General features: G+C 62.3%; 22 protein-coding genes. 8 read left to right on the top strand and 14 right to left on the bottom strand.

Annotation, left to right across the window (positions count from 1 at the left end):
• Window positions 1–1,518, top strand: coding sequence for a glycosyltransferase family 39 protein (locus AOA61_RS01005; RefSeq protein ID WP_099600945.1), 1,518 nt, complete (start codon window positions 1–3; stop codon window positions 1,516–1,518).
• 25 nt (window positions 1,519–1,543) lie between these two features.
• Here the strand turns inward: AOA61_RS01005 and AOA61_RS01000 are convergent, their stop codons facing one another.
• A complete protein-coding gene (locus tag AOA61_RS01000) occupies window positions 1,544–7,807 on the bottom strand; it encodes a non-ribosomal peptide synthetase (RefSeq protein WP_099600924.1) in 6,264 nt (2,087 codons plus the stop codon).
• A gap of 488 nt (window positions 7,808–8,295) precedes the next feature.
• Between AOA61_RS01000 and AOA61_RS00995 the strand changes: the two genes are divergently transcribed.
• A complete protein-coding gene (locus AOA61_RS00995) occupies window positions 8,296–9,090 on the top strand; it encodes a helix-turn-helix transcriptional regulator (protein WP_032887288.1) in 795 nt (264 codons plus the stop codon).
• Complete coding sequence (adeC, locus tag AOA61_RS00990) at window positions 9,090–10,508, top strand: AdeC/AdeK/OprM family multidrug efflux complex outer membrane factor (protein ID WP_143521161.1); 1,419 nt, start codon at window positions 9,090–9,092, stop codon at window positions 10,506–10,508. Before AOA61_RS00995 ends, adeC begins: the two co-directional genes overlap by 1 nt.
• Before the next feature lie 329 nt (window positions 10,509–10,837).
• Here the strand turns inward: adeC and AOA61_RS00985 are convergent, their stop codons facing one another.
• On the bottom strand, window positions 10,838–11,242 hold the full coding sequence (locus AOA61_RS00985) for a RidA family protein (protein ID WP_099600922.1): 405 nt from the start codon (window positions 11,240–11,242) through the stop codon (window positions 10,838–10,840).
• A 37-nt stretch (window positions 11,243–11,279) separates the two neighbouring features.
• On the bottom strand, window positions 11,280–11,732 hold the full coding sequence (locus AOA61_RS30805) for a hypothetical protein (protein ID WP_143521160.1): 453 nt from the start codon (window positions 11,730–11,732) through the stop codon (window positions 11,280–11,282).
• 597 nt (window positions 11,733–12,329) lie between these two features.
• Between AOA61_RS30805 and AOA61_RS00980 the strand changes: the two genes are divergently transcribed.
• Complete coding sequence (locus AOA61_RS00980; RefSeq protein ID WP_099600921.1) at window positions 12,330–12,797, top strand: Sbal_3080 family lipoprotein; 468 nt, start codon at window positions 12,330–12,332, stop codon at window positions 12,795–12,797.
• A 32-nt stretch (window positions 12,798–12,829) separates the two neighbouring features.
• Here AOA61_RS00980 and AOA61_RS00975 read toward each other — a convergent pair whose 3' ends face one another.
• From AOA61_RS00975 to AOA61_RS00950, 6 genes are all read right to left on the bottom strand, one after another.
• Entirely contained in the window at window positions 12,830–13,285 is a 456-nt protein-coding gene (locus AOA61_RS00975) for a hypothetical protein (RefSeq protein WP_099600920.1), read from the bottom strand.
• 167 nt (window positions 13,286–13,452) lie between these two features.
• Window positions 13,453–14,385 (bottom strand): pyridoxamine 5'-phosphate oxidase family protein, encoded by a 933-nt coding sequence (locus AOA61_RS00970; protein WP_099600919.1) that lies wholly within the window; start codon window positions 14,383–14,385, stop codon window positions 13,453–13,455.
• Window positions 14,386–14,465: 80 nt separating this feature from the next.
• Window positions 14,466–15,350 (bottom strand): LysR family transcriptional regulator, encoded by an 885-nt coding sequence (locus AOA61_RS00965; RefSeq protein ID WP_032887282.1) that lies wholly within the window; start codon window positions 15,348–15,350, stop codon window positions 14,466–14,468.
• Window positions 15,350–16,258 (bottom strand): LysR family transcriptional regulator, encoded by a 909-nt coding sequence (locus AOA61_RS00960; RefSeq protein WP_099600918.1) that lies wholly within the window; start codon window positions 16,256–16,258, stop codon window positions 15,350–15,352. Before AOA61_RS00960 ends, AOA61_RS00965 begins: the two co-directional genes overlap by 1 nt.
• Before the next feature lie 18 nt (window positions 16,259–16,276).
• Complete coding sequence (locus AOA61_RS00955; RefSeq protein WP_095185638.1) at window positions 16,277–16,909, bottom strand: glutathione S-transferase family protein; 633 nt, start codon at window positions 16,907–16,909, stop codon at window positions 16,277–16,279.
• Window positions 16,910–17,015: 106 nt separating this feature from the next.
• The gene (locus AOA61_RS00950) at window positions 17,016–17,888 is read right to left on the bottom strand and encodes a LysR family transcriptional regulator (RefSeq protein WP_099600944.1); all 873 of its coding nucleotides are present in this window, start codon (window positions 17,886–17,888) and stop codon (window positions 17,016–17,018) included.
• A gap of 135 nt (window positions 17,889–18,023) precedes the next feature.
• On the opposite strand from AOA61_RS00950, the gene AOA61_RS00945 reads away from it, so the two are divergent.
• On the top strand, window positions 18,024–18,797 hold the full coding sequence (locus tag AOA61_RS00945; RefSeq protein WP_032887279.1) for a glucose 1-dehydrogenase: 774 nt from the start codon (window positions 18,024–18,026) through the stop codon (window positions 18,795–18,797).
• 14 nt (window positions 18,798–18,811) lie between these two features.
• A complete protein-coding gene (locus AOA61_RS00940; protein ID WP_095185636.1) occupies window positions 18,812–19,864 on the top strand; it encodes an L-idonate 5-dehydrogenase in 1,053 nt (350 codons plus the stop codon).
• Between the two features lie 77 nt (window positions 19,865–19,941).
• On the opposite strand, the gene fetB is transcribed toward AOA61_RS00940, so the two are convergent.
• Together fetB and AOA61_RS00930 are read right to left on the bottom strand one after the other, a co-directional pair.
• Entirely contained in the window at window positions 19,942–20,733 is a 792-nt protein-coding gene (gene fetB / locus AOA61_RS00935; protein ID WP_099600917.1) for an iron export ABC transporter permease subunit FetB, read from the bottom strand.
• Window positions 20,730–21,407 carry an ATP-binding cassette domain-containing protein gene (locus tag AOA61_RS00930; RefSeq protein WP_032887276.1) on the bottom strand — a complete coding sequence of 226 codons (678 nt, stop codon included), beginning with the start codon at window positions 21,405–21,407 and terminating at the stop codon, window positions 20,730–20,732. Before AOA61_RS00930 ends, fetB begins: the two co-directional genes overlap by 4 nt.
• A gap of 132 nt (window positions 21,408–21,539) precedes the next feature.
• Between AOA61_RS00930 and AOA61_RS00925 the strand changes: the two genes are divergently transcribed.
• Window positions 21,540–22,616, top strand: a complete 1,077-nt coding sequence (locus AOA61_RS00925) for an aldo/keto reductase (RefSeq protein WP_032887275.1) — start codon at window positions 21,540–21,542, stop codon at window positions 22,614–22,616.
• 12 nt (window positions 22,617–22,628) lie between these two features.
• Here AOA61_RS00925 and AOA61_RS00920 read toward each other — a convergent pair whose 3' ends face one another.
• The gene (locus AOA61_RS00920; RefSeq protein WP_099600916.1) at window positions 22,629–23,132 is read right to left on the bottom strand and encodes a chemotaxis protein CheY; all 504 of its coding nucleotides are present in this window, start codon (window positions 23,130–23,132) and stop codon (window positions 22,629–22,631) included.
• A 269-nt stretch (window positions 23,133–23,401) separates the two neighbouring features.
• On the opposite strand from AOA61_RS00920, the gene AOA61_RS00915 reads away from it, so the two are divergent.
• Complete coding sequence (locus tag AOA61_RS00915) at window positions 23,402–24,610, top strand: DUF1835 domain-containing protein (RefSeq protein ID WP_099600915.1); 1,209 nt, start codon at window positions 23,402–23,404, stop codon at window positions 24,608–24,610.
• A 51-nt stretch (window positions 24,611–24,661) separates the two neighbouring features.
• Here the strand turns inward: AOA61_RS00915 and AOA61_RS00910 are convergent, their stop codons facing one another.
• The gene (locus AOA61_RS00910; RefSeq protein WP_099600914.1) at window positions 24,662–25,495 is read right to left on the bottom strand and encodes an ABC transporter substrate-binding protein; all 834 of its coding nucleotides are present in this window, start codon (window positions 25,493–25,495) and stop codon (window positions 24,662–24,664) included.
• A gap of 58 nt (window positions 25,496–25,553) precedes the next feature.
• The gene (locus AOA61_RS00905; protein ID WP_177434288.1) at window positions 25,554–26,282 is read right to left on the bottom strand and encodes an amino acid ABC transporter ATP-binding protein; all 729 of its coding nucleotides are present in this window, start codon (window positions 26,280–26,282) and stop codon (window positions 25,554–25,556) included.
• Window positions 26,283–26,287: the final 5 nt, after the last annotated feature.

The raw sequence follows: 26,287 nt of genomic DNA, 5'->3' as shown, positions 1-26,287 counted from the left end.
CTGGGGTATTTCAAGACTGACCGCGGCGCCCTGCTGCTGTTACTGGGCGTCTCGGCCCTGCTGCTGCTCACCGGCCTGGGCGCGCGCGACCTGTGGGGCGCGGAAACCCGCTGGGCGAACATCGCCTTGCAGATGCTGCAGAGCGGTGACTATTTTGATCCGTATCTCAAGGGCGTGCCGTATTACGACAAACCCCTGCCCTCCTACTGGCTGATCACCGGTGCGGCCCACCTGATGGGGGGCCTCGGCCCCTGGTCGTTGCGCCTGCCATCGGTCATCGGCGCGTGGTTGAGTGTGTGGCTGGTGTACGTGATCGGCGAACGCCTGTTCCGCAAGGGCACGGGGCTGATCGCCGGCTGGATGCTCGCCACCACGTTCTACTTCCTGTTCTGGGCCCGCGTGGCCACAGCGGATGTGCTCACCGTGTGCGGCGTGCTGGCGGCAGTCGCCTGGTATTGGCGTGGCCCCGACGACACACGCCTGTGGCGCTACACGGTGTTTTTCCTGTTACTGGCCCTGACGTCGCTGCTCAAGGGCCTGATCGGTTTTGTACTGCCCGGCCTGGTGCTGCTGCCGCACCTGCTCAGCGAACAGCGCTACAAGCGCCACCTCAACCTACGCCTGGTGCTGGCCGTGCTGATCGCCGCAGCGGTGTATGCCGTGCCGTTCGTGCTGTCGCACTTCTACGGCGCACCGACCTATGGCGAGAGCGGCCTGGCGTTGGTGTTTCGGGAAAACGTAGTGCGTTTCTTCGACCCGTTCGACCATATGGGGCCGATCTACACCTACCTGATCTACCTGCCCGCCTACACCCTGCCCTGGACGCCGTGTTGGCTGCTCGGTCTGTGGCTGGCGGTGCGCCACTGGCGCCATACCCCGCCGAACGTGCGCTGGCTGGTATGGGGCCTGGGCCTGTTGTTTGTGTTCTTCACCGCCAGCGGCAGCCGGCGCAGCTACTACGTGCTGCCGCTGGTGCCATTTGCCCAGTTGCTGGCGGCGTGGTGGGTAAGTGAGCGCGTGCTGAAAAAGCCCGCCGGCTGGCCGCGCTGGCAGAAGGGTTTGGGGATCGCGGCCGCACTCATGCTGTTGATACTCGGCGTGGCCTATCCCTGGTCCAACGGCAACGGCGGCGTGACCCGCTTCGCCGAGGATGTGCAAGCCCAAGCGCGCAAAACCGCGCCTTGGAATCAATGGCAGATGGTGCTGATAGAGGTCGATAACAAACTGCCGATGTACCTTCAAAATGGCGGAAAGCCGTTCTACTACATCGCCGAGACCCAGGACTTCCCCCGCCAGGGCGACAGCGCCGCGTTGATGGCCTGGCTGGAAAAAACCAGCGGCCAGGCCTTTGACCCGCAACGTACGATCATCGTCGCGCAGTTTTCCAAGGATGATCCGACGCCGCTGGCTTATCTGGGTGCCGACCATCAGCGGATCACCACCCAGCCGGACAATGGCGAGCGGCTGTTTCAGAGGCGTGAAGAGGGCAGCGTAGCGTTTATCCCTGAGCCTCACTAAGGATCAACATGGGCAAGCGGCTTTTTCAGATCCGACGCCGACGACCAAGCTGCGGAATCGCCGTCTGCGGCACCTCCACCTTCACCACCTGCGCCACCGTGCACGCAGCCAACTGCGCCAGCGTCGGCTGGCTGAACAACGTCCGCGCATCCACCTCCAACCCCGCTTTGCGCAGGCGCGCCACCAGGTTCACGGCCAATAACGAATGCCCGCCCAGTTCGAAGAAGTGGTCGTGGCGCCCTACCCGCTCCAGCTTGAGCACCTGCGCCCAGATCCCGGCCATCAAGGTTTCCACTTCGCCCTGGGGCGCTTCATAGGCGCGGCTGAGCACCGCCTCCAGCCCTGGTTCTGGCAGGGCCTTGCGGTCGAGTTTGCCGGCGGGGTTGAGCGGTAGTTCATCAAGCTGTACGAAAGCCGACGGCACCATGTATTCCGGCAACTGCGCCAGCACATGGGTGCGTAAGTCTTCCAGGCTCGGCGCCGGGCCGCGCACGGTGAAGTAGGCAAGCAGACGCTCATCACGAATCAACACCGCCACCTCACGCAGCGCCGGATGTGCCAACAGGCACGATTCGATTTCCCCCAGTTCCAAACGGACGCCGCGCAGCTTGACCTGGAAGTCGTTACGCCCAAGGAATTCCAGGTTGCCGTCCGGCAGGTAGCGCACCAGGTCGCCGGTGCGGTACAGCCGATCCCCTTGTACAAACGGGCTGTCGATAAAGCGCTCGGCCGTCATCTGCTCCAACCCCAGATACCCACGGGCCACGCCGACACCGCCGATATGCAACTGGCCGCTGACGCCCATGGGCACCGGCGCGTCGTGTGCATCCAGCACGTACAGGCGCGTGTTGTTGATCGCACGGCCGATGGGCAATTGCAGCGCGGGTACTGGCGCGCCGGGCTCCAGGGTCCAGGCGCTGCTGTCTACGGTGGCTTCGGTGGGGCCATAGACGTTGTGCAGGCGCACCTTGGGCAAGCGCGCCTGCACGCCACGGGCCAGGGCTTCGGTGAGCTCGCCGCCGCCACACAGCACATCGGTGAGGCTGGTGCACAGGGCGGATTCTTCCAACTCAAGGAACTGCTGCAACATCGCCGGTACGAATTTGATCACGGTGATCTGTTGCTCGCGAATCACTTGCGCCAGGTAGGCCGGCTCACGATGACCATCGGGCCGCGCCAGAACCAATCGCATGCCATTGGCCAGCGGCCAGAACAGCTCCCAGACCGATCCGTCGAAGCTGAACGGCGCCCGCTGCAACAGCGCTCCGCCCTCGGCGTTAGGGCACAGTTGCGAGCCCCAGTGCATCAGGTTGCCCAGGCCGCGATGTTCGATCATCACGCCTTTGGGCGTGCCGGTGGAGCCGGAGGTGTACATCACGTAGGCCAGGTTGGCGACGCTCAGCCCCGGCACCGATGGGTTGCCCTCCGGCGCGTGGCTCCAGGCACAGTGGTCAAAGTCGATCACCGGGATGGCGACTTCACCCGGCAAGTCGCGGGTGGCCGCGTGCACCAGCAGCGCCACCGGTTGGCTGTCTTGGAGCATATAGGCCAGGCGTTCGCGGGGGTAACCGGGGTCCAGCGGCACATAGGCGCCACCGGCCTTGAGGATGGCGAGCAACCCCACCACCAGGTCCAGGCCGCGCTCGACGCACAGCGCCACGCGGGAGTCCGGCTGCACGCCACGCTCGCGCAGGTAAAAAGCCAGCCGGTTGGCGCGCTCGTTGAGTTCGCGATACGTCAGTTGCTGCTCGCCGGCCTGCACCGCCACCGCGTGCGGAATGTGGCGAGCGTGGGCCTCGAAAAGCGCCTGGACGGTAAGGGTTTCGGGGTAGTCGGTTGCGGTGGCGTTGAAGTCCAACAGCAGTGTCTGCACTTCACGGGCGGGCAGCACCTGCACGTCCCGCAACGGTGCTTGCGGTGTATTTTCCAATGCATCCGCCAGGTTGATCAGCGTCGTTTCCAGATAGTCCAGGATTCGCTCGGCGCCGACCTTGCGCGGTGCCTTGGCCTTGAGATGAAAACCGCTGGCGGTGTCGTCCACGCTGAGCATCAGCGGGTAGCTGAGGATATCTTCGGCGCTGACCAAAGCGATTCCCGGCACGAGGACGAGGTCGCGCTCGGCATCGGTATGACGGTAATTGAGCAGGCTGTTGAACAGCGGCGTCGCGCTGCTGCAACGCTGGGCCAAGGCCAGCGAAGCTTGCTCATGGGCGAGCAAGGCGCTGAGTTGGCGATGGGTGTCGCGCAATGCGTCCGCCACGTTTTGCCCGGCCAGATGCAGACGCAATGGTAGGGTATTGATGAACATGCCCAAGGCCCGGTCGGCGCCCTCGCCTGCCTGAAAACGGCCGAGCAACACGGTGCCGAACACGCCATCATCACGGCCCGCTACGCGGCTGAGCACCTGGGCCCAGGCCAGGTGGAACAGGCTGGCTGCACTGACGCCCAAACTACGGGCCTGAGCACGCAAGCGCAGATTGAGGTCATCACTCAGGGCACGCTGGGCTTCTTCGGTGTCGCTACGATTGGCCTGGCGCTCCTGCAGGCCGAAGGCCAACGTAGGCTCGTCCACATCCCCCAACAGCTCACGAAAGAACGCCTCATGGGCCGCCTGGCGCGCCGGTGAACGAGACTGCGCCACCACCGTGCGATAAGGCACCGGCGTCGGCAATTGCGCTTGTTGGCCGAGCAGATGGGCGCGAATTTCCTGCATCAGAATCGTGGTAGACGTGGCGTCGTTCACCAAGTGATGAAAGCGCAATCGGGCGACCCAACCCGCGGGCGCTTCGGCATAGTCCAGCGCCATCAACGGTGCCTGGCGCAAGTCCAAAGGCCTATCACCCTCACGCCACGGTTCAACACGCAAGCGCGCCGCGCGCCACACCACCTGCATCGGCTGCTCCAAGGCTTCCCAGGCCAGGCTGGTGCGCAAAATATCGTGGCGGTCGATCACCTGTTGCAAGGCTTGGGCAAAGGCGTCCAGTTGCTCGCGCCGTTCAAAGCTGAACAGTGCCTGTTGCTGGTACGGGTCGTGCTCATCGGTGAGGTGGTGGTAGAGCAAACCTTCCTGCAGCGGCGCCAGGGGGTAGATTTCCTGCACGTTGGCCGCGCCCCCGGGAATAGCCGCGACGATGCCGTCCAGGCTGGTTTGATCCAGCTCGGCCAGCGCCAGTAAATCCGAGGTGATGTGGCGGCAGTCAGCAGGGATGCGATTGGCCGGCACTTGCACTTCGCTGCCTTCACTCACCGCCGCCAACGCCGCCAGCGTCGGCTGGCCGAATAGCACTTGCACATCGGCGCGCAAACCGGCCTGGCGCATGCGTTGCACCAATTGCACCGCGAGCAACGAGTGCCCACCCAGTTCGAAGAAATGGTCGTGACGGCCCACGTGCTGCACCTGCAACAGCTCGGCCCAAAGCTGCGCCAGGACGGTCTCCACACCGGCGCGCGGCGCTTCGAACCGTCGAGTGACGAATGCCGCCTGGGTCGGCGCCGGCAGTGCCTTGCGGTCGAGTTTGCCGTTGGCGGTCAGGGGCCACACGTCCAGGGGAATGTAGGCCGCTGGCAGCATGTAGTCCGGTAATGAGTTTTGCAGATGGGTGCGCAGGGTTTCGATGTCGACGGCCTGGCATGGGATAAACCAGGCGAGCAATTGCCCGGCGCGAGACTGCACCACGGCTTCCTGGACGTCCGCGTGGGTGGCCAGGGCCGATTCGATCTCCCCCAGCTCGATGCGCATGCCACGGATTTTCACCTGGTCGTCATTGCGGCCCAGGTATTCAAGCTGACCGTCGGCCAGCCAGCGCGCAAGATCGCCGGTGCGGTACATCCGGCCCGGCGCAAAGGGGTTGTCGAGAAAGCGTTCGGCACTCAGTTCCGGGCGGTTCAGGTAACCGCGCGCCACGCCTTTACCGCCAACGTACAACTCCCCCGCCACGCCAATGGGCACCGGGCGCTGCTGGTCATCCAACAGGTAAACGGTCGCGTTGGCGACGGGCGCACCGATGTGCAACAGCTGGCCCGCATCGACGCGACCGGAGGTGGCAACCACGGTGGCCTCGGTGGGGCCGTAGTTGTTGATCACGTCAAAGGTTTGTGCGCGTGTGAAGCTGCGTAGGCGATCGCCGCCGATCAGCAAGGTGCGCAGGGTCGGATGCTCCAAACGCTGGCTGAAGGCGTATTCGGCCACGGGGGTCGGCAGGAAGCACACGTCCAACGGCTGCGCGCGCCACCAACCGAGCAGCGCGTCGATGTCTTCCGCACCGTCATGGGCCGGTGGCAGGTGCAACGTGGCCCCCACGCACAACGCCGGCCAGACTTCCCACGCCATCGCGTCAAAACCGAAGCCGGCGACGCTGGCGGTGTGGCTGCCCGCCTGCAGATTAAAGGCCTGGCAGTGCCAGTCCACCAAGTTGCAGACGCTGTGGTGTTCGACCATCACGCCCTTGGGCAAGCCGGTGGAGCCGGAGGTGTAGATCACGTAGGCGAGGTTCGACGGTTTGACCGCAACATGCGGGTTGGCACCCACCTGCAGCGTCGGTCGGTCCAACTCAACCACCGGCACCGCCAGGGCAGGCAGGCGATGCCGCAAATCGTGCTGGGTGAGCACCGCCACCGGCGCGCTGTCTTGCAGCAGATAGCTCAAGCGCTCAGCGGGATGGGCCGGGTCGACCGGCACGTAGCAGGCGCCGGCTTTGAGAATCCCCAGCAGGCCCACCAGCGTGTCCAAACTGCGCCGGGCCAGAACCGCCACGCGATCATCGGGCTGCACGCCCAGCTCAATCAGTTGATGGGCCAATCCATTGGCTTTTTGATTGAGTTGGGCATAGGTCAACTGACGGCCCTGGTAGATCGCAGCCACTGCGTCCGGCGTGCGCACGGCCTGGGCTTCGATGCGTGCGTGCAGGGTGTGCGGCTGCGCAATCGGCTGTGCGGTGGCGTTCCACTCGTGCAGTCGGGCCTGTTCGGCGGGCGTGACCATGGAGAACGCACCGACAGGCAACTCGGTGTTATCCAGCCCTTGCTCCAGCAACCCGGTAAAGCGCTGGGTCAAGGCGAGCACCTCGTCGTGCTGGAAGTACGCCTCGTTGTACACGCAATGCAGCGTCGCGGTGCCCTGGCAGCGGTTGCTGCGCAGGTGGATGGCAATCGGCAGCGGTTCATGGTGGTTGGACACCTTGATCGCGCGGGCCTGGGTGGCGCCGTAGCGCAGCTCATGGTCGTCCTGCTCGAAGGACACCGACAGGTCGAACAGTTGGGCGCGATCCGCACGGCGCAGGCCCAGTTCGCGGTTCATCTCGCTCAACGGAAACCGTTGGTGACGCAAATCCTGCTTGAGCTGGTCGCGCACGCCGCGTACCAAGGCGCCGAACGGCAGTTGTTCATCGAACTGAAAACGCACCGCACTGACTTGGGCAAACAGCCCTACGGTGGCGCGAAAACGCGCGTTGGAGCGGTTGAGAATCGGCAGCCCGACCACCCAATCCGGGCGCTGGGCGGTGCGGGTGAAGTACACATACATCGCCGCCAACAGCACATGAAACGCCGAGGCCTGATAACGGCTGGCCACCTGTTCCATGCGGTCAAGCAAAGCAACCGAAAAGGGTTGCGCCAGGGTGTTGCTGGTCGCGTTGGCGAGGTGCTTGGGCGTGAGCAACGGTTCCGGCAGCACCTGGTATTTGTCCAGCCAGTAGGCGCGGTCGCGGACGAAGCGGGACGAGTTGCGGTAGCGCTGGTCGGCGTCGATAAAGTCGATATAGGACGGTGCCGCCGACTCCGATGAACGACCTTGTTCAAGGCCGGTGTAGAGCTGCGCCAGGGATTGCAGCATCTGGCCAAAACCCCAGCCATCAAGGATCACGTGATGGGCCTGGGTGCCGAGGCGGTAGTGGTTGTCGGCGAGTTTGACCAGGAAGAAGTGGAACAGCGGCGCGCCCTCCCTCTGATAAGGCCGCGCCATGTGCGCCTGCATCAAGGCCTGGCTGGCGGCCTGCGGGTCGGGCAATGCGGATAAATCGTACTGCGCCACTTCGGTCAACAACGCGGGGGCGAAGGTTTGTCGAGGCAAGCCGTGGTCGTCGCTGTGCAGTTGAGTGCGCAGCGCATCGTGCCGGGCCACCAACTGCTCGACAGCTCGTTGAATCAATTCAGGCACCACTGCACCTTCGAAGTCGACATAACCGCCGATGTTGTACAGCGGCGAATCGCCCATCCGCAGTTGGTCGAGCCAGATGTCCTGTTGGGCCGCGGTGAGGGGAAAACTGGCCGGCAGGCTGGAAAATTGCTGCATAAGATCCTTCTCATGGGTGTCAGGCACTGGCCGCGCAGGGAGCCCCATTACGGCGAAATTGCCGGATTTGAGCATGGGGGGTTGGGGCTGTCTGTCACCCTAAACCCGGACATTCAAATGGATGGATCTCAGTTGACTGAAGGTTCACAGCTGAAACGATTAAAGAGCTGTAGGAAATTGGCTATACGCGGTCGCTACTGATTTTTTACAACCTCATCTCGATAAATATATTTTCTTTTTAAATCAGTAGCTTAAGTTAAATTCAAAAAGATTCAGCCGTTCACTTAGTCGGAAACAGCTCTCAGAAACGTCGAATTAATGACGTGGTTTTTATGGCAGTTTGTGTCCCTCGTTTCCGCTACATACGTAGGAAGAATCCCCTGGCTAAATAAAATCTCGAGTGCCGACTCTCGTTCATGAGGAACGGATCGCCCCCCAGAGGCCCAGGGAGTTCGTTGACGGTTTTCGACATCAAGGATGAGATGGCTATGAGTTTGAAGCGCAGCATGGGTAACACACAGAGCCCGAATTTCTTCGCTGAAATGGGTGAATTGATTGCACACAGCGGCCATGAGGCGTTTGCCGACCATATGCTGCATCTGGTCAGCAAATGGGTGCCGATCCACTTGGTGGACCTCAGTGAGTGGACCCTCGACGAGCTGCGCGATCGCGTGCTCGATATCAAGCTGCTCGGCAGCGCCGGCCAGAAGCAGGACTTGCCGCCGCCCCTGGCGGTGTGCCAGTTGGATGACCACCCGCTGCTGCTGCAAATGCTCAGCATGCAGGACCCACTGCTGATCCAGATGAACGCCAGACCCAACAGCGCACACCCGCGCGGCACCTCGCACCAGTGCAACCTCGTGTCGCGCCAGGGTAACCGGCGCTGCGTGATTTCGTTCTACCGGCCGCCGACCCAGCGCGGGTTTTCCCTGGCCGAGTTGTCGTTTCTCAAGTGCCTGTCGGACACGCTGCTGCCGCTGATCGAACGCCACGCCCAGATCCTGCGCCAGGCGCCGCACGACCAGTCCGAGCCGGGCCATACACTGCTTGAGCAATCGCAATTGCAGCGTGAGTTCTATAAGCGCCTTTCTCTCGGAGACATCACCCTGTCGGCCCGCGAGCAGGAGGTGTGCCTCGGGCTGTTGACCGGCGGCACCGTGCCGCAGTTGGCGGAAAAACTCAGTGTTAAAAACAGCTCAATCGAGACCTACCTCAAGCGCGCCGCCGCCAAGCTGGGTGTGAGTGGCCGGCATGGTTTGGCCAAATGGATGGTAGGCGCTTGATGAAAAAACTCACCCTCACCGGCATGGTCTTCGTGCTGGGTGGCTGCTCGCTGATCCCCGAGTACCAGCGGCCCGAAGCACCGACGCCTGGCCAGTACCCCCAGAGCGGTGTGTATGCGCTGGCACAGGCCGGCACGCTGACGCCCTCCTCGGACTGGCAGCAGTTGTTCCATGACCCCGCACTGCAACAGCTGATCCGCGAGGCGCTGGTCAATAACCGTGACCTGCGGGTGGCGGCGCTGAACGTCGAGGCCTTCCAGGCGCAGTACCGCATCCAACGGGCCGATCTGTTCCCGGCGGTGTCCGCCACAGGTGCCGGCACCCGTCAGCGTGTGCCTGGGGCTGTGAACGGCACCGGTAAACCGGCGATTACGTCCACCTATTCCGCCACCCTCGGCATCAGCGCTTATGAGCTGGATTTTTTCGGCCGCGTGCGCAGCCTCAGCGAACAGGCGATGCTCACTTACCTGGGCACCGAAGAGGCACGGCGCAGTGCGCAATTGAGCCTGGTGGCCAACGTTGCCAATGCCTACCTCACCTGGCGCGCCAACCAGGAACTGCTGGCCCTGGCCCAGCAAACCCTGGCGGCCAACGACCACAGCCTGCACCTGACCAGCCGCAGCAAATCGGCGGGCAAAGCCTCGGCCCTGGACGTGGTGCAGGCGCGCACCAGCGTAGAAAGCACCCGCGCCAGCGTGGCACGGTATGAGCGCCAGGTTGCGCAAGACCTCAACAACCTGGCCCTGCTGGTGGGCGGCCCGGTGGACCAAACCCTGCCGTCCCGTCCTCTGGCGGATGACCTGGTAGCCCGCGTGCCCGCCGGGCTGCCGTCGGACCTGTTGCAACGCCGCCCGGATATCCTTCAGGCCGAATACCAGTTGCGCGCGGCCAACGCCAATATCGGCGCCGCCCGTGCGGCATTCTTCCCGTCGGTAAGCCTTACGGCCAACGCCGGCAGCACCAGCACCGAACTGTCGGGGCTGTTCAAGGGCGGCTCCGGCAGTTGGACCTTCCAGCCGCAAATCAACCTGCCGATTTTCAACGCCGGCAGCCTGCGCGCCAGCCTCGACTACGCCAAGCTGCAAAAAGACATCGGCGTGGCGCAGTATGAAAAGTCCATCCAGACCGCCTTCCAGGAAGTCGCCGACGGCCTCGCGGCCCGGCAGACCTTTACCGACCAACTCAACGCGCAACGGGACTTCGTCGCCGCCAACCAGGCGTATTACGACTTGGCCCAACACCGCTATCGCAGCGGCGTGGACAGCAACCTGACCTTCCTCGATGCCCAGCGCTCGCTGTTCAGCGCGCAACAGGCATTGATCGTGGACCGGCTGGCGCAGCTGGTGGCGGAGGTGAACCTGTATACCGCGCTGGGCGGTGCATGGGGGGATGGGGCGGTGCTGACGAGCCAGCGCTAGCGGAACTGTCGGGTGAGTGCTGTCGAGCGGGCCTACTGCGGTGAGCAGGCTTATTGTGGTGAGCAGGCTTGCTGTGGTGAGCAGACTTTATTGTGGTGAGAAGGCCTACTGTGGTGAGCAGACTTATTGTGGTGGGCAGGCCTACTGCGGTGAGCAGACTTATTGTGGTGAGCAGGCTTGCCCTGCGCTGGGCTGCGAAGCGGCCCCAATACTGAGGAATGCCGATTGCCAGACACTCCGCGGTGATGGGTTTTGGGGCTGCTGCGCAGCCCAGCGCAGGGCAAGCCTGCTCACTACGAAAGCCCGCTCACAACGATGATCGAGAAGCCCTACTTCAGCGTAATCACCGCCTCCGCCTCGACCTCGATCAACCATTGCGGCAACGACAAGCCGCTGACGATAATCCACGAAGAAGGCGGCGGGTTATGGGGAAAGCGCTCACGCAAGGCCTCAGCTATCGGCTCCTGCTGATCACGTGCGGACTCGACGATATATAGCCGCAGCATCACCACATGGGACAGGTCACCACCGACCTCGGCCAAGATCTTTTCGATATTGTCCAGCGAGGTAGCAATTTGCTCGGCCATGCCTGGGCCGACCGTACACTCCTGGGCATCCACCCCGACCTGGCCGGAAAGCAGAATGCGCCGGCCAACGGGAACCTCAATTGCCTGGCTGAAGCCATATTGCAGAGAGTTGAATACGCTTGCGGGATTGATGACATTGCGTTGCATAACGGGTCCTTGTTGTTAGTTGGAGCGTAAGGCTGACTCAAACAGTTTCATGTCTCAATAAGCGATACATCTGCCAGGCAGCAAAGCCAATGAGACAAACACCGCTCGTTCGATTAAGCAGAGTAAAGTCCGGGTTTTCGACACGCATTCTTCTGATCGTCGCCCCACCCAGCGCGTACAGCAGCTGCGCTGAAAATGACTCCAAAAGAAAACCCGGCAAATGAAAATACCACCCAATGCCATCCAGTTGCGCACAGCTGGCAATCACACAAGAAGAAGTGGCCGCGATGGTGAGTGGGCTTGTGGTGATGAGCAGGCTCTTTGTGGTGAGCAGGCTTGCCCTGCGCCGGGCTGCGAAGCGGCCCCAGTACTGAGGAATGCCGTTTGCCAGACACTCCGCGGTGATGGGTTTTGGGGCTGCTGCGCAACCCAGCGCAGGGCAAGCCTGCTCACTACAAAGAGCCCGCTTGCCACAACACAATGTGTGCACTCGCGACGCTGAGCACTGCAGATCGTAATCGCCCTCAGGACTTCACTGCGATCATCCAGCCATTACTCCCCACATGGACGTGAGCAGGTTTATTGTGGTGAGCAGGCTTGCCCTGCGCTGGGCTGCAAAGCGGCCCCAGTACTGAGGAATGCCGTTTGCCAGACAGTCCGCAGTGATGGGTTTTGGGGCTGCTGCGCAACCCAGCGCAGGGCAAGCCTGCTCACTACAAAGAGCCCGCTTGTCACAACACAATGTGTGCACTCGCGACGCTGAGTACTGCAGATCGTAATCGCCCTCAGGACTTCACTGCCATCATCCAGCCACTACTCCCCACATGGACGTGAGCAGGTTTATTGTGGTGAGCAGGCTTGCCCTGCGCTGGGCTGCGAAGCGGCCCCAGTACTGAGGAATGCCGTTTGCCAGACACTCCGCAGTGATGGGTTTTGGGGCTGCTGCGCAGGGCAAGCCTGCTCATCCCAAAGAGCCCGCTTGCCACAACACAATGTGTGCACTCGCGACGCTAAGGACTGGAGATCGTAATCGCCATCAGGACTTCACTGCTATCATCCAGCCATTACTCCCCACATGGACGTCACTATGCGCCTGATCGCAGCTCCCGCACTTGCCCTGGCCCTTACCGGCTGCAGCATCACGCAAACCGTCACCCCAGTTTCCCTGTCCACCACCCAGTCCCCGGAGATCTGCACGATCCCCGCAGAAGGCCTGCGCGAAGGATTCAACACCACCTACACCGCGCAACTGCGCACCAAGGGTTTTCACACCCGCGAATTGCCGCCCGGGAGCCCGCCTGCCAGCTGTGCGTTGTCGACCACCTACATTGGCAAATGGAGCTGGGACATGGCGCTGTACATGAGCTTTGCCCAGATCCAGGTGTTCGAGAACGGCCGCCAGGTCGGCCAGGCGCTGTACGACTCGACTTCAGGTGGCGCGCGGATGGGCAAGTTTATCGACGCACAGAACAAGATCATCGAGATGACCAACCAGCTGTTCCCGGAAGTGGTCTACGGTACGACCCGGCCTGACCTTCCCTCAGTGCCAGACTGAATTAAACCGACAAGCACCTGAAGCTCTACGTCTTAAAAGTCTGGGATATTGAAGTCCAGCTCGACCTCGTACGCACGTCCCACGCGTGGTCTTGTTTTAAACCACAGCTTTCCGCTGATCGGTTTTGCAGGGTAGGCGCTTATCAGCTCAACCCAACCCTCAATCCCTTCGTAATCTGTGGTGACACCGGTGTCTCGGATAAAAGTCATGTAAAGCAACGTCAGCGTCACAGGGTTTGCGCCGATACTATAGGTGCCGCTGGGAGCGCTCTCAGGAGTGAGTGCCAGTCCAATGAGCGATGTCCGACCAGGGCTTTCCAGATCATCCACTGTGCCACGGAGACTCAACGTCCCATTTTGGTTGTCACGGTAGATCCATGTCGCCTTAAAGGGATACGTTTGATCATCGCTCAGGCTGACGACCGTGCCGTTCATGGTACCGGTGGCCGTCCCTTTATTAGACTTATGCAGTTCAATGTCTTCAAACATGTTGATCTCCCGCTCCACTATCAATGTGAGGTCGCCGCGCTTTCAACCGGTATTGAAGTGGAATAAACGTGAGTTGTAACCTGTGACTTATGACAGGTTTAAACACGCGTTTCTTATTACCTGTGGTCATTAGTACAGGGTTCACTTCGACCAGAACGGCACGCGCACTACCACCCCCCCATCGCCAGACTGAACGGCGAAAACTGCTCAAACTCCCAACGCAACGCCAACGCCGCCGGGCGCCTTACCACGTGTTCCACGGTCACCGTCCACAACCGCTGCGCGCCTTCAAACGCTGCCACTTCGGGACCGCTGAGGATCAGCGAGGTGCTTCCGGCAATCTGCAATACGTCGCCCGAGTCAAAGTCGATGAACAGCAGACCCGCCACCGGGTTGGCTGCCAGGTTGCCCAGGGTGTTGAAGAACAGGTTGCCGGCAAAGTCCGGGATGGTCAGCACGTTGCCGTCGACGCGCACAAAGCCGGTGTTGCCGCCGCGATGGGACACGTCCACCGAACGTTCGCCTTCAGCGTCCACATAGCTGGCGACGAAGAAGGTGTCGGCGTTGCGGATCATCGCTTGGGCGCCAGCGTCGAGGCTGCTGGAGCGCTCGGCCACGGTGCCGGGTTTGCGCGCGATACCGTCCACCGGCCGCAGTTGGATGTATTTAGGGCAGTTGCCGAAGGTATGCACCACGTCCACCGAAAAACCCTCGTGATCCAGGGCGCCGATGCGGCCGTTCATGCGGTTGCGGCGGCGGGTGTTGAGGTCGATGCCCAGCAGCCCCACGGACGCTCCTTGCCGCACGGCATTGCGAGCGGGGTCGCTGGTATTGGGCAGACTGTCGATCTGCAGGGTCTGCGGCTCGGGCGAATGGGCGAAACCCGGTGCGCCCTCAACCATCGTCGCCCACGGAATGCCCTGTTCGTCCACCACACCCAGCAACAGGTATGGCAGCAAAGGGTAGAAATCCCGGTGCTGCTCAGGCAAGTGATCACGAATTACTTTGGGCCCGACCACAGCCATGCGCTCAGCGACGCCGGCGCTTTCCTGCATCTGCCGTTCGCCGGCATGCCAGGGGGATAGTTCGATTGGATTCATGGCGATGACCTCCCGTTAGATGCTGCGATGCTGCGCCCTGCCCGCCAACAGAGGGAATAACCACCCCAGACAATCCACTGTTACGCCAACTGAAATGCTGGGTGTTCCCGCAACGCCGCCACGCAATGGTCGACAAAACTGCGCACACGCATCGGCGCGTTGCGGCCCTCGCGATACACCACATTGACTGGCAGCGGCGGCCCTTCATAGGCCGGCAAGATCCGGCGCAATTGCCCGCTGCCCAACGGCCCGTGCAGCGGGTAGCTCAGGCAACGCACCACGCCCGCCCCCTGCACGGCGGCATTGATTGCGCCTTGTACCGTGGAGCAACTCAACCGCGCACGCGCCTTGAGCAAATAGCCTGGGAAATCCCAATGCACGTGCTCGGCACTGGCGATCAGCCGATGCTGCTTGAGCTCGCTCGGGTGCCGGGGCTCGCCGTGGGTGGCGAGATAATCGGGGCTGGCGCAAAGGAGTTGCCGCACCCGCCCGAGCGGCCGCGCGATCAATGACGAGCTGGGCAGCTCGCCCACCAGGATCGCCACGTCCAGGCCCTCCTCATGCAGGTTGGGGTCATAGTCGTGATAACGCGCCACTACGCGCATGTCGGGGTACCGCTCCAGATAGTCGGCCAACACCGGCGCCATCAGGTAACGGCTGAACAACAGCGGCAAGAAAACCCGCAGATTGCCCTGAGCCTGCACATGCGCGCCCTTGGCCGAGGCTTCGGCGGCGTCCACGCTGGCCAGCAGTTGCAGGCAGTCGGCCAGGTAGGCGCTGCCGGCGTCCGTAAGGCTCACGCCTTGGGTGCTGCGTTGCAGCAACGTCACGTGCAGGCGTGCTTCCAACCGCGCAATAGCACGTACCAAGGTCGGGCCGGAGACGCACGCACGACGCGCCGCCGAGGCCAGGCTCGGTTGCCCGGCCATGGCGGCGAACAGTTGCATATCGCGAAAGCGCTCCATCAGCCGTGCCGTTGGAGCGCGGCGTCCTGGCCCAGGCGCTGGCTGAGAAAATCCACAAACGTACTGACCTTGGCCGGCACACGCCCGCTGCTCTGGAACACCACCTGGATCGGCAGCGGCGCCGGTTCAAAAGCCTCCAGCACAATCTCCAGTTCATCGGCCGCCACCGCTGCCGCGACTTGATACGACAGCACACGGGTCATGCCCCAACCCAGGCGCGCCAGGTTGATCGCTGCGTTGTTCGCCGAGACCACCAGGCGTGGTTCGATGGGTACCGTCAGCGGCTGGCCGGCGTCGACAAACGCCCACTCACTGACCAAATGGCTGGAGGATAGGCCGATGATTTGCGCTGCGCGCAATTGCTCGGGGTGCAGCGGGCGACCGTGCTGGTCGAGATAACCAGGCGACGCGCACACCACACGACGCACCTCGCCCACCTTGATCGCCTGTTGCCCCGGTTCATGCAGATGGCCGATACGCACAGCCACATCAACCCCTTCGTCGACCATGTTGACCACCCGATCCACCAGCAAGGCATTGATGTTCACCTGGGGAAAGCGGTCGAGATAGTCACCCAGCACCGGCGCCACATACAGCTCGCCAAACAGCACCGGTGCGGTCACCGTAAGGTGGCCACAGGGGATCGAATAACTGCCCGCCGCCGCTTCTTCGGCTTCGTCCAACTCGGCGAGGATGCGCCGGCAATCTGCGAGGTAACGCTGGCCGGCTTCGGTCAGGTGCAAGCTGCGCGTAGTGCGCGCCAGCAGCTGGGTGCCGATGCGTTGTTCCATGGCCGCGATGGCGCGGGTCACGCTGGGCGGCGAGGTGTTCAGGCGGCGCGCGGCGGCAGCGAAACCCTCCTCCTCGGCCACCGCCAGGAACACCTGCATTTCGTGAAATCGGTCCATCGATGCGCCTCAGGAAGGTTACTGTGATTGCAAACCTACCGCCGTACGCGGCATGCCCACAAAACCTGGCAGGGCCTCAATACTGGCAAGCCAGGCGCGCACCTTAGGGTAGTCGACCAGCGACACATTACCTTCCGGCGCATGGGCCACGTAGGTGTAGAACGCGATATCTGCAATGCTCGGCTGCTCGCCAGCCAGGAAGCGGGTTTCGCTCAGTTGCTGTTCCACCAGTTCCAACAAGGCATGGGCGCGACTGATGGCGGCCGCCGCATCCACGTCGGCGCCAAATACCGTGGCCAACCGTGCAGTCGCGGGCCCGGCATGCAGCTGCCCGGCAGCCGCCGACAACCAACGCTGTACACGCGCCTGCCCCACCGGGTCGCTTGGCAGCCAGTGGCCGTTGCCGTATTTCGTGGCGAGGTAGACCAGGATCGCGTTGGAGTCCGCCAGCACCGTGCCGTTATCGTCAATCGCCGGCACCTGGCCGAAGCGATTGATCGTCGCCGTGAAATCAGCGGATTTATGGGCGCCTTGCTTGAGGTCCACCAGGATGAATTCGGTGGGCAGACCCAGCAGGGACAGCATCAGCTCGGCCCGATGGGAATGGCCGGACAGTGGAAAACCATAGAGTTTGATCGCAGGCTGGGACATGTAAGGCTCCAAAAGGTGGGGGTTCCGACACCTGAGATGTTCCACCGCTGCGCCGATCAATGGAATCACCAGGTTTTACAATCCAGCATTTCACCCGGTGAAACAATCACTCACCAAACAGTTCAACGATCAGCGTAAACAGCGTGGTCTTCACTGCGCTGTCCAACTCGGTCCAAGCCAACCCCGTGCTGGCCTGAAACGCTCCCAATACCAGCGGCCGCGACACGCAGTTGGCTGGCAACGCCCGCGCAGCCTGCTGCGGCAAAACGCCGACGCCCAACCCGGCACAGACCAGCGCGAGCATGGTGGTGAACTCGCCCAGCTCGGACGCGATGTGCAGCGGGATGCCCACGGCCTGGATAAATTCGTCGTAGAACCCCGGCGCATAGCGCCGAGCGAGGATGTACACCGGCACGTCGAGCAGATCGCTGGGCTGGATCGAATCCTGTGCGGCCAACGGATGATCCATCGGCAAGGCCACACAGAACGGCTCGCGCAACACCACACGGGTCTGCACACCGGGGTAGGCGGCGGGCAGGCGCATCAAGCCGAAATCGAGGCGGCCATGCTTCAACGCGGCGGCTTGATCGGGGCCAGGCATGTCCTTGAGTTCCAGCTCGATACGCGGGTAGCGCTGATGCACCGCGCGGATTAACTCGGGCAACAGTTGCGGCAATACCGACGACACAAAGCCCAGCCGCACTCGGCCGATTTCCCCCCGGTTGGAGGCCCGCGCCGCCTCCGCCGCCCGCGCGGCCTGGTGCAGGGTCGCCTGGGCTTCCGGCAGGAACACCCGGCCGGCATCGGTCAACGTCACCGAGTGCCGATTGCGGTCCAGCAGACGTACGCCCAAGCCACTTTCGAGTTGCTTGATCTGCATGCTCAGCGCCGGTTGCACAATCGACAACTGCCCCGCCGCCCGGCCGAAATGCAGCTCCTGGGCCAGTACCACAAAGGCGCGCAAGTGCTTGAGTTCCATCCAGCCCTCCTGGTTATCACGGATATTGATCAGCCGATCATAAATGAACATTGGACCTGCGCCCTACACCGAGGTGAAGTTAAGCCCATCAGACAGCGTTTTGATTATCACAAGCGCGCGCGGAGAAATATGCCCATGCAAAGCGTTCTAGACACCTTTCGCCTCGACGGCCGGCTGGCGCTGGTCACCGGTTCCAGTGCCGGTATCGGCCTGGCCATCGCCCGTGGCCTGGCCCAAGCGGGCGCACGGGTGGTGCTCAACGGGCGTAACCGCAGCACATTGCGTGACGCCGCCGCCCTGCTGACCCTCGAAGGCCTGGAGGTGCACACCCAGGCCTTCGACGTGACCGACAGCGCAGCAATCCAGGACGGGGTGGCAACGATCGAGGAACGCTTCGGCCCCTTGGACATCCTGGTGAACAACGCCGGTATGCAACGCCGTGGGCCGCTGGAAGACTACAGCGAGCAGCACTGGCGCGAACTGATCAGCACCAACCTCGACAGCGCCTTCCTGGTGGGTCAGGCCGTGGCGCGGGCGATGATTCCGCGCAAACGGGGGCGCATCATCAATATCTGTTCGGTGCAAAGTGAATTGGGCCGCCCGGGCATCGCGCCGTATGCGGCGAGTAAAGGCGCGTTGAAGATGTTGACCAAGGGCATGGCCATCGACTGGGGCCCGCACGGGCTGACGGTCAACGGTATCGGCCCCGGTTACTTCAAGACCGAGTTGAACGCCAACCTGGTGGCCAACCCCGAATTCAGCGACTGGCTGGTGCAGCGCACACCGAGCCGCCGCTGGGGCGACGTCGCCGAGTTGGCCGGTGCAGCGGTGTTTCTGGCCAGCGATGCCGCAAGTTTCGTCAACGGTCATATCCTGTATGTCGACGGTGGCATCACCGCGTCGCTGTAACCCTGGAGAACCTTATGCACGCCATTGTCTGCCACGCCTCAAAAGACCTGCGGGTGAGCCCCCAGGACGAACCCCCTGCTCTGGGGCCCGAGCAACTGCGTGTACGCATCGCCCGCGGCGGTATCTGCGGCTCGGACTTGCACTATTACCAGCACGGCGGCTTCGGCACTGTGCGCCTGCGCGAGCCGATGGTGCTCGGCCATGAAGTATCGGCAGTGATCGACGCCGTGGGCTCGGACGCCGGCCAGTTCAAGGTCGGCCAGCGCATTGCCGTATCGCCGTCACGCCCGTGCGGCGCTTGCCGCTATTGCCATCAAGGCCTGCCCAACCATTGCCTGAACATGCGCTTTTACGGCAGCGCGATGCCCTTTCCGCATATCCAGGGCGCGTTTCGCCAGAGCCTGGTAATCGAGACGCATCAGGCACATGTGCTGGCCGATCACGTCAGCCTCGCCGAAGGTGCGCTGGCCGAGCCGTTGTCGGTCGGGTTGCATGCGATCCAACGGGCTGGCGCGGTGTTCGGCAAGCGCGTACTGGTGACCGGTTGCGGCCCCATCGGCAACCTGCTGATCGGCAGCCTGCGCGCCGCCGGTGCCGCTGAAATCGTCGCTGTGGACCTGTCCGCCAGCGCACTGGCCTGCGCGGAAAAAATGGGCGCCACGCGCACCCATAACATCGCCGACGGCATCGATGCGCTCAAACGCTACACCGCCGAGAAGGGCTACTTCGAGGTGATGTTCGAAGTCTCCGGCAGTGCCCAAGCCCTGCGCAACGGCCTGGACTGCATCGCCCCGCGCGGCGTGCTGGTCACTGTCGGGTTGGGCGGTGAAGTGTCGCTGCCGCTGAACCTGCTGGTCAGCCGCGAGATCGACCTGCGCGGCACCTTCCGCTTCCACAGTGAGTTTGCCCAGGCGGTGGACTTGCTCAATCGTCAGGTCATTGATGTACGGCCGGTGATCTCTCATACGGTGCCGTTCGAACAAGCCGTGCAGGCGTTTGAACTGGCAGCGGACAAGACCCAGGCGATGAAGGTGGTGCTCGATTTTGGTGTGGCGGAGGTGGATTGAAGCGGTGGGCCAGATAACCTGAGGTTGCCTGATCGACCGCCATCGCCGGCAAGATGGCTCCCACAGGGGCTGGTTTGTCAGCGCTCTTCCAGTCGCTCGCGCAAAAAGCGGTGGCTCACCGAAAACAACCGCCGATAGGTAAGCAACACCGCCCCTACCGTGCCCAACGCCGATGACGCGGCGATCAAGAACATGATCACGATTTGATACCGCACCGCGTCCACAGGGCTCTCTCCGGCCAGCACTTGGCCGGTCATCATGCCGGGCAGACTGACGATGCCGACCACGGTCATCTGGTTCAGCGTGGGGATCATCCCGGCGCGCACGGCCTGGCGAATGGCTTCCTGGGCGGCTTCCCAGCGTGAGCCGCCGAGGGCCAGGATCATTTCGATGGTGTTGCGGCCCGAGGTAAGTTCCTGGGTCATGCGCTCAATCCCTAAGGACACGCCGGTCAAGGTGTTGCCGAGGATCATGCCAAGGATCGGGATCGCGTATTGCGGCTCGTACCATGGGTGAATGCGGATCACCGCAAACAAGCCCACCGCCGTCACCAGCCACGAACTGCCCCACACCGACAGAATGCTGTCGACCCGCTGCCCCCGATACGTACGCCGCCCGCGCCCCGCCGCCGAAAGCCCGGCGATCAGGGTCATGGCGCACATCAGCGGCAGCACCACGTACCAATAGGCGAATTCAAACACCCAGCCCAGCAGGTAACCGATGGCCAGCAGTTGCACCACGGTGCGCACCGCCGCCCATAACAACTGGCGTCCAAGGCCCAGGCGCAGCAGCAACGACAGCGCGCCGTTGACCAGGATCAGCGACGCGGCAATGCCCATGTCCAGGGCGGTGAGGTTTTGATAATTCATGGTTGGGTCGCTCCGCTGAGGACACCGGCACTCATGTGCAAGTGGATGTCACTCATGCGCTGTGCCTGATCCAGATCGTGGGATACCCAGATATAGGCGCGGGCCTTGTTACCGGCGAACCAGGCGTCGATCAGCGCTTCCACGTCACGGGATGACGCAGGGTCGAGGGCGGCGGTTGGCTCGTCGAGCAACAGCACTTCGGGGTTCAGTTGCAGTGTGCGGATCAGCGAGACCACCTGGGACTCACCGCCCGACAGGTCCAACGCGTTCTTGGTCAAAAAATCCGCCGCCTTGCCGGCATGCCCCAACAAGGTCGTCACCACGTCCTGGTCAAAGCGGCGTTGGTGCAGCGTCTTGAGGCTGAACGGGAACCTGAGGTTGTCCTCCACCGTGCCTTCGAGCAACGCCGGGCGTTGAGACAGGTAGCTGATATGGCTGCGGTAATGGGGGATCTGCGCGTTGACGATCGGCTGGTTGTTCCACAGCACTTGCCCGGAACTCGGCGTATCGAGCAAAGCCAGCGCACGCAGGAAGACGCTTTTTCCAGAGCCCGATGAGCCGGTGATGGAGACACGGTCGGCGCGCTTCAAGGTGAAATCCGTGGGTTGCAGCAAAGCCACCTGGCGACGCTCGTCGATACGCGTGAGGGCGCGGGTTTCTATCAGGGCGCTCATGGACGCGGTATTCCTCTTAAAACCTGTTGGGCGCAATGGTGAAGCAGGCGCAGGAAGTTTTCATGAAAAAATTCAAACTATCGCCACCCACGTTGTTCAGAAACTCAGGTTCAACGTTAAGTAGGAGACGACATGCAATACCGACAACTGGGCCATTCGGGCCTGCTGGTATCCGAAATCATCCTCGGCACCGTGCCCTTTGGCGGTCGCGCCGAGTTTGAAAAATGCGGATCGGTGGACGTGCCCCAGGCCAAGCGTATGTTCGATATCGCATTCGATGCCGGGGTCAATATGGTCGACACCGCCGACCTCTATTCCCACGGTCTGGCCGAAGAAGTGGTCGGCAAGGCCCTGGGTGACAAACGCAACGATATCCTGCTGGCCACCAAGGGCCGCAGCCCGGTAGACAGCAACCCGAACAACTCCGGCTCCTCGCGCTACCACCTGATTCGCGCCTGCGAAGCCAGCTTGAAGCGCCTCGGTACCGACCACATCGATCTCTACCAATTGCACAACTGGGACGGCATGACGCCCATCGAGGAAACCCTCGAAGCCCTGCGGCTGTTGGTGGGCTCGGGGAAAATCCGTTACTTCGGCACCAGCAACTTCACCGCCTGGCAGATGATGAAAACCCTGGGCAAGGCCGAACTGCACGGCATGCTCAAGCCGATCACACAACAGATCTACTACACCCCGGAATCCCGCGAGGCCGAGTACGAGTTGCTGCCGTTGGCCCTGGATCAGAACGTCGGCACCCTGGTGTGGGGGCCAATGGGCGAAGGCCTGCTGACCGGCTCCACGCGCCGTGGGCAAAAACCGCCGGCCAATACCCGCCAGGGCAGCGACTGGCCGGAACCCTACGTGCATGACCAGGAGCGTGCGCTGGACATCATCGAAACCCTCGCCGCCGTGGGTGATGAACACGGCGTGTCGGTGGCGCGTACCTGCCTGGCGTGGCTCAAGGATCGTCCGGGGATTACCTCGCTGATCGTCGGCGCCCGCACTGAAGCGCATCTGCGCGACAACCTGGCGGCCACCGAACTGAAACTCACCGACGAACAGTCCTCGCGTATCGAAGCGGTGACACGGCGCCAACCGTTGTATCCGTACTGGCATCGTTTTACGGCCGGCATTGATCGCTTTGATCCGGCGGAGCAGCCGTTCCTCGCCGAGCATCAGAAAACCATGGATGCACGCAAAGACAAGTAACCCCTGCCCCCCTCAACGCCTGGGCGACAGCCCCACTGCGCACGCCACCAAGGCCGGGTCACCCTGGAAGCGCGCCGATGCTGGATTGGGGCTGTCAGCAACGCGCAAGGTCGGCCGCTTACCCACGCGTATGCGAGGGGCAGGATCGACGATCCCCATGCAATGCTGCAGCGCGATAAAGTCCGGCAAGTGCGGCACTGAGAGGTTCAAGGTCGGCTGATTGCCCGCTACCAGCACATGCGGTGTGCATTGCCCATCGTAAATCAGCGTGTGGCGAATCAACGGGTTGGCGTGGCAGTACTCCAGCAGGTTCTCCTGCGGCGAACTCACCAATGCACTGTTGATGATCAACAGGTCGAATGCCACGCCTCCCGAACGCGTCAGCACCCGCAACTCATCGAACGAGCTCAAGGGCGCGATGCGGTGATAGCCCATCAGGTTGAGCATCTTCTCAATCCTGATCCGCTGCTGAAGGTCAGCATCGGCAATCAAGAGGCGGAGCGTTTTAGTGGACATAGGGTAAACCTGACAGTTGGGCAGCAACGTCGATCATTCAACGGTGCACACGGTAACCGTCAGCTGGAGCGCATGACTTTAAGACGATTCTTAAACCCTATCGGGGGCGCATACCTGATTTGCAATCGAGCGCCACACTGCCTATATTTCCCGCCTGGCGCTCTCTACGCCACCTTCCGCGGAAAGGGCTGCGCCCAAGACACTCAAGCTTCACCTCATTTCTACGACTCCCAACCTTAAAGCGGAAAAGGTCTGTGCAAGGAGATCGTATGTCGCAACGCCCCCTATCTTCCAACACCGATGGCCGTCTCAACCTTGAGCAGCAGCGCAAGCGCGCCAAGGAACTGTTGCGGCACCTGAAAAGCCAAGACCCGGCTGCCACACTGTCCCAGGCCCAATGGCAGGTGGCCAAACAACTGGGTTTCAGCAGTTGGCCCAAGCTCAAGGCTCATATCGACGCCATCGACTTCGCCGCCCGCCATCCCGACTTTGCAGCCAGCGATGAAGCGCGCACCACCCACTGGCGCTGCGGCAATGACATCGCCCATAGCCTGCAGGTGGCGGGATTCAAGGGCCGGTTCCACATGCTCAGCGACCCGCTGTGCATGGGTCCGGTGCGTGATCTGCCCAGCCCGGCATTTCGTGCGATGCGCAGTGCCTTTATCAGCCAAGCCTTTGCCATCAATGAAACGGATGCAGCGCGCCGCGTCGACGATGAATACAACCACCTCGAAACCCTGGCCAGCGCCGAACACAGCGTGTTGTGGTGCGAGGCAGATGCCTATGACCAGTTGTTCCTGATCCGCGCCTTGGCCGGTCTTGAACAAGCACCGGGCAAACTGGAGCTGATCGAGGTGGACCGCATTCCCGGCGTCGAGCGCTTTATCGGCATCGGCCAACTGGCGCCGGACGTGCTCGCCTGGCTCTGGCCGCAGCGCAGACTGATCGGCGACGAGGCCGTGCAACTGGCCAAACGGGCCTGGGCAGCCTATTGCGACAGTTCACCCATCGCATGGGCAGCGTTGGCCCACGGCAAACACCCCGCCCTGCCCTTGCTTGCCCCGGCGCTGTTGCGCCAGTTGCAGGAATTGCCGGGAACACACGATGGTCTGTCGCTGACCGAGCGCCTGTCCCTCACCTACCTCGCCGAAGCTGGGCCGTTGCCGTTCGGTCGCGTGTTCGCCGAACTGATGGCCAAGCGCGACCCGCTGCCCTCCATGGGGGACATGATGTTTCAGGTGCTGTTGCGGCCATTGATCGATGGCGACAAGCCGTTGCTGACCGAGACAGACCCGCAAAAACCATGGCCGCAACGCATGTTGGCGCTGACCCCCTTGGGGCAGGACGTGCTCCATGGCCGAGCCTATTGGCCCGACCATGCAACGCATGAGCGCTGGGTCGGCGGCGTGCGTATCACACCTGGCCAGCCGCACTGGATGATTGATGAGGATCTGAACCCTGTCTGGAGCACGCAGTAAAAAAGCCCGCCGTGCATCACACACGGCGGGCTTTTTTGTGACCGATTACCCTTAAGGCAACGGCTCGAACTTCAACGCGCTCAAAGGCTGCACCTTGTCCTCGCGCACCATCTTGTACTCGGTGTTCGGGCCGATCCAGCGCTCCCAGATCGCGTCGATCTCCCCGGCCTTTTCCATCGCCATCAGCGACTCATTGACCTTGGCCAAAAACGCGGGCTCGTCGCGGCGCATACCGGCACCAATCGGCTCCAGGGCCATCGGTTCTTTGGCAATCGCCAGTTCCACACCACCGGCCTTGGCCTGATTGACCAGCTTGAGGGCGGTCATGGTGTTGGTCACCAGGCCCACAACCTTGTTCTGTTGCAGGGCCATGTAGGCCGAGCCGGTGTCCTGGAAGGTCACCGGGGTGGCGCCGGCAAGGCGGATCGACTGTTCGGAGGTCGAGCCCTTGGTGGAGCTGATGCGCTTGTCCTTGAAGAAGCTTTTCGGCTGGTCGGCATTCGCCGCGCGCACCACCAGGGTTTCCTTGGCGATGTAGTAAGGGTCGCTGAACTGGATCTGGTCGGCGCGGGTCTTGGTGTAGGCCAGGTTAGCGAAGATCACATCGACACGGCCCATTTTCACTTCAGGAATACGCGCTTCAACCGACATTGGCTTGAGTTCCAGGGCTACGCCAAGCGTCTTGGCCAGGGCTTTGCAGAGGTCGACGTCCATGCCGACCAGCTCGCGGGTTTTCGGGTCCGGTGCGGAAAATGGCGGGACGTCGGCGTACACCCCACAGCTCAAGGATTGCTTGGCCATGATGTCGCTCAGTTGGTCGGCCTGTGCGACCGCGATTGCCAGTGGCCCCAACGCCAGCGCAGTAAACAGATGCTTCATACCCATGGGAAATCTCCAGAAAGTTGGACCAGCAAAATGGCAGAGGGAGCAAAACCGCCGCAGCTCAATGGGCCCGCAGGTCGGCGATGAAACGTTGCGCTCGCGGGTGCGAGGGCTGGGTGAAGAAGGCCTCGGGGCTGCTCTTTTCCAGAATCTGCCCCGCATCCATAAACCAGATGGTGTCGGCCACTTCGCGGGCGAAATTCATCTCGTGGGTCACGCACATCATGGTCATGCCGTCCTTGGCCAAGCCCTTCATCACGCTCAGCACTTCGCCGACCATTTCCGGGTCGAGGGCACTGGTGGGCTCGTCGAATAGCATCACTGGCGGCTCCATCGCCAGTGCGCGGGCGATTGCCACGCGCTGCTGTTGCCCGCCGGACAACTGCGCCGGGTAAGCACCGGCCTTGTGGGCCAGGCCGACACGGTCGAGCAGCTCCATGGCCTTTTGCTTGGCCGCCGCGCCCTTGAGGTTGCGCAGTTTGTTGGGGGCCAGGGTAATGTTTTCCAGCACCGACAGATGCGGGAACAGGTTGAAGCTCTGGAACACAAACCCCACGCGGCTGCGCAGGCGGTTGATCTGCGCGTCGGTGCCGTGAACGTCCTGGCCGTCGAACAGGATCTGGCCGGCCTGGATGTCTTCCAAGCGATTGACCGTGCGAATCAAGGTGGATTTGCCCGACCCCGAAGGGCCGCACAGCACCACCACTTCGCCGGGTTGCACTTCGGCCGTGATGTCAGTGAGCGCCTGGTACTCGCCGTACCATTTATTGATTTTCGAAAACATGATCATTGGAT

Source organism: Pseudomonas sp. 2995-1, assembly GCF_002742505.1.
In the GTDB taxonomy this organism is placed as follows: domain Bacteria; phylum Pseudomonadota; class Gammaproteobacteria; order Pseudomonadales; family Pseudomonadaceae; genus Aquipseudomonas; species Aquipseudomonas sivasensis.
The sequence above is the reverse complement of the archived record's forward strand: the minus strand, read 5'-3'. Positions and strand labels throughout refer to the sequence as shown.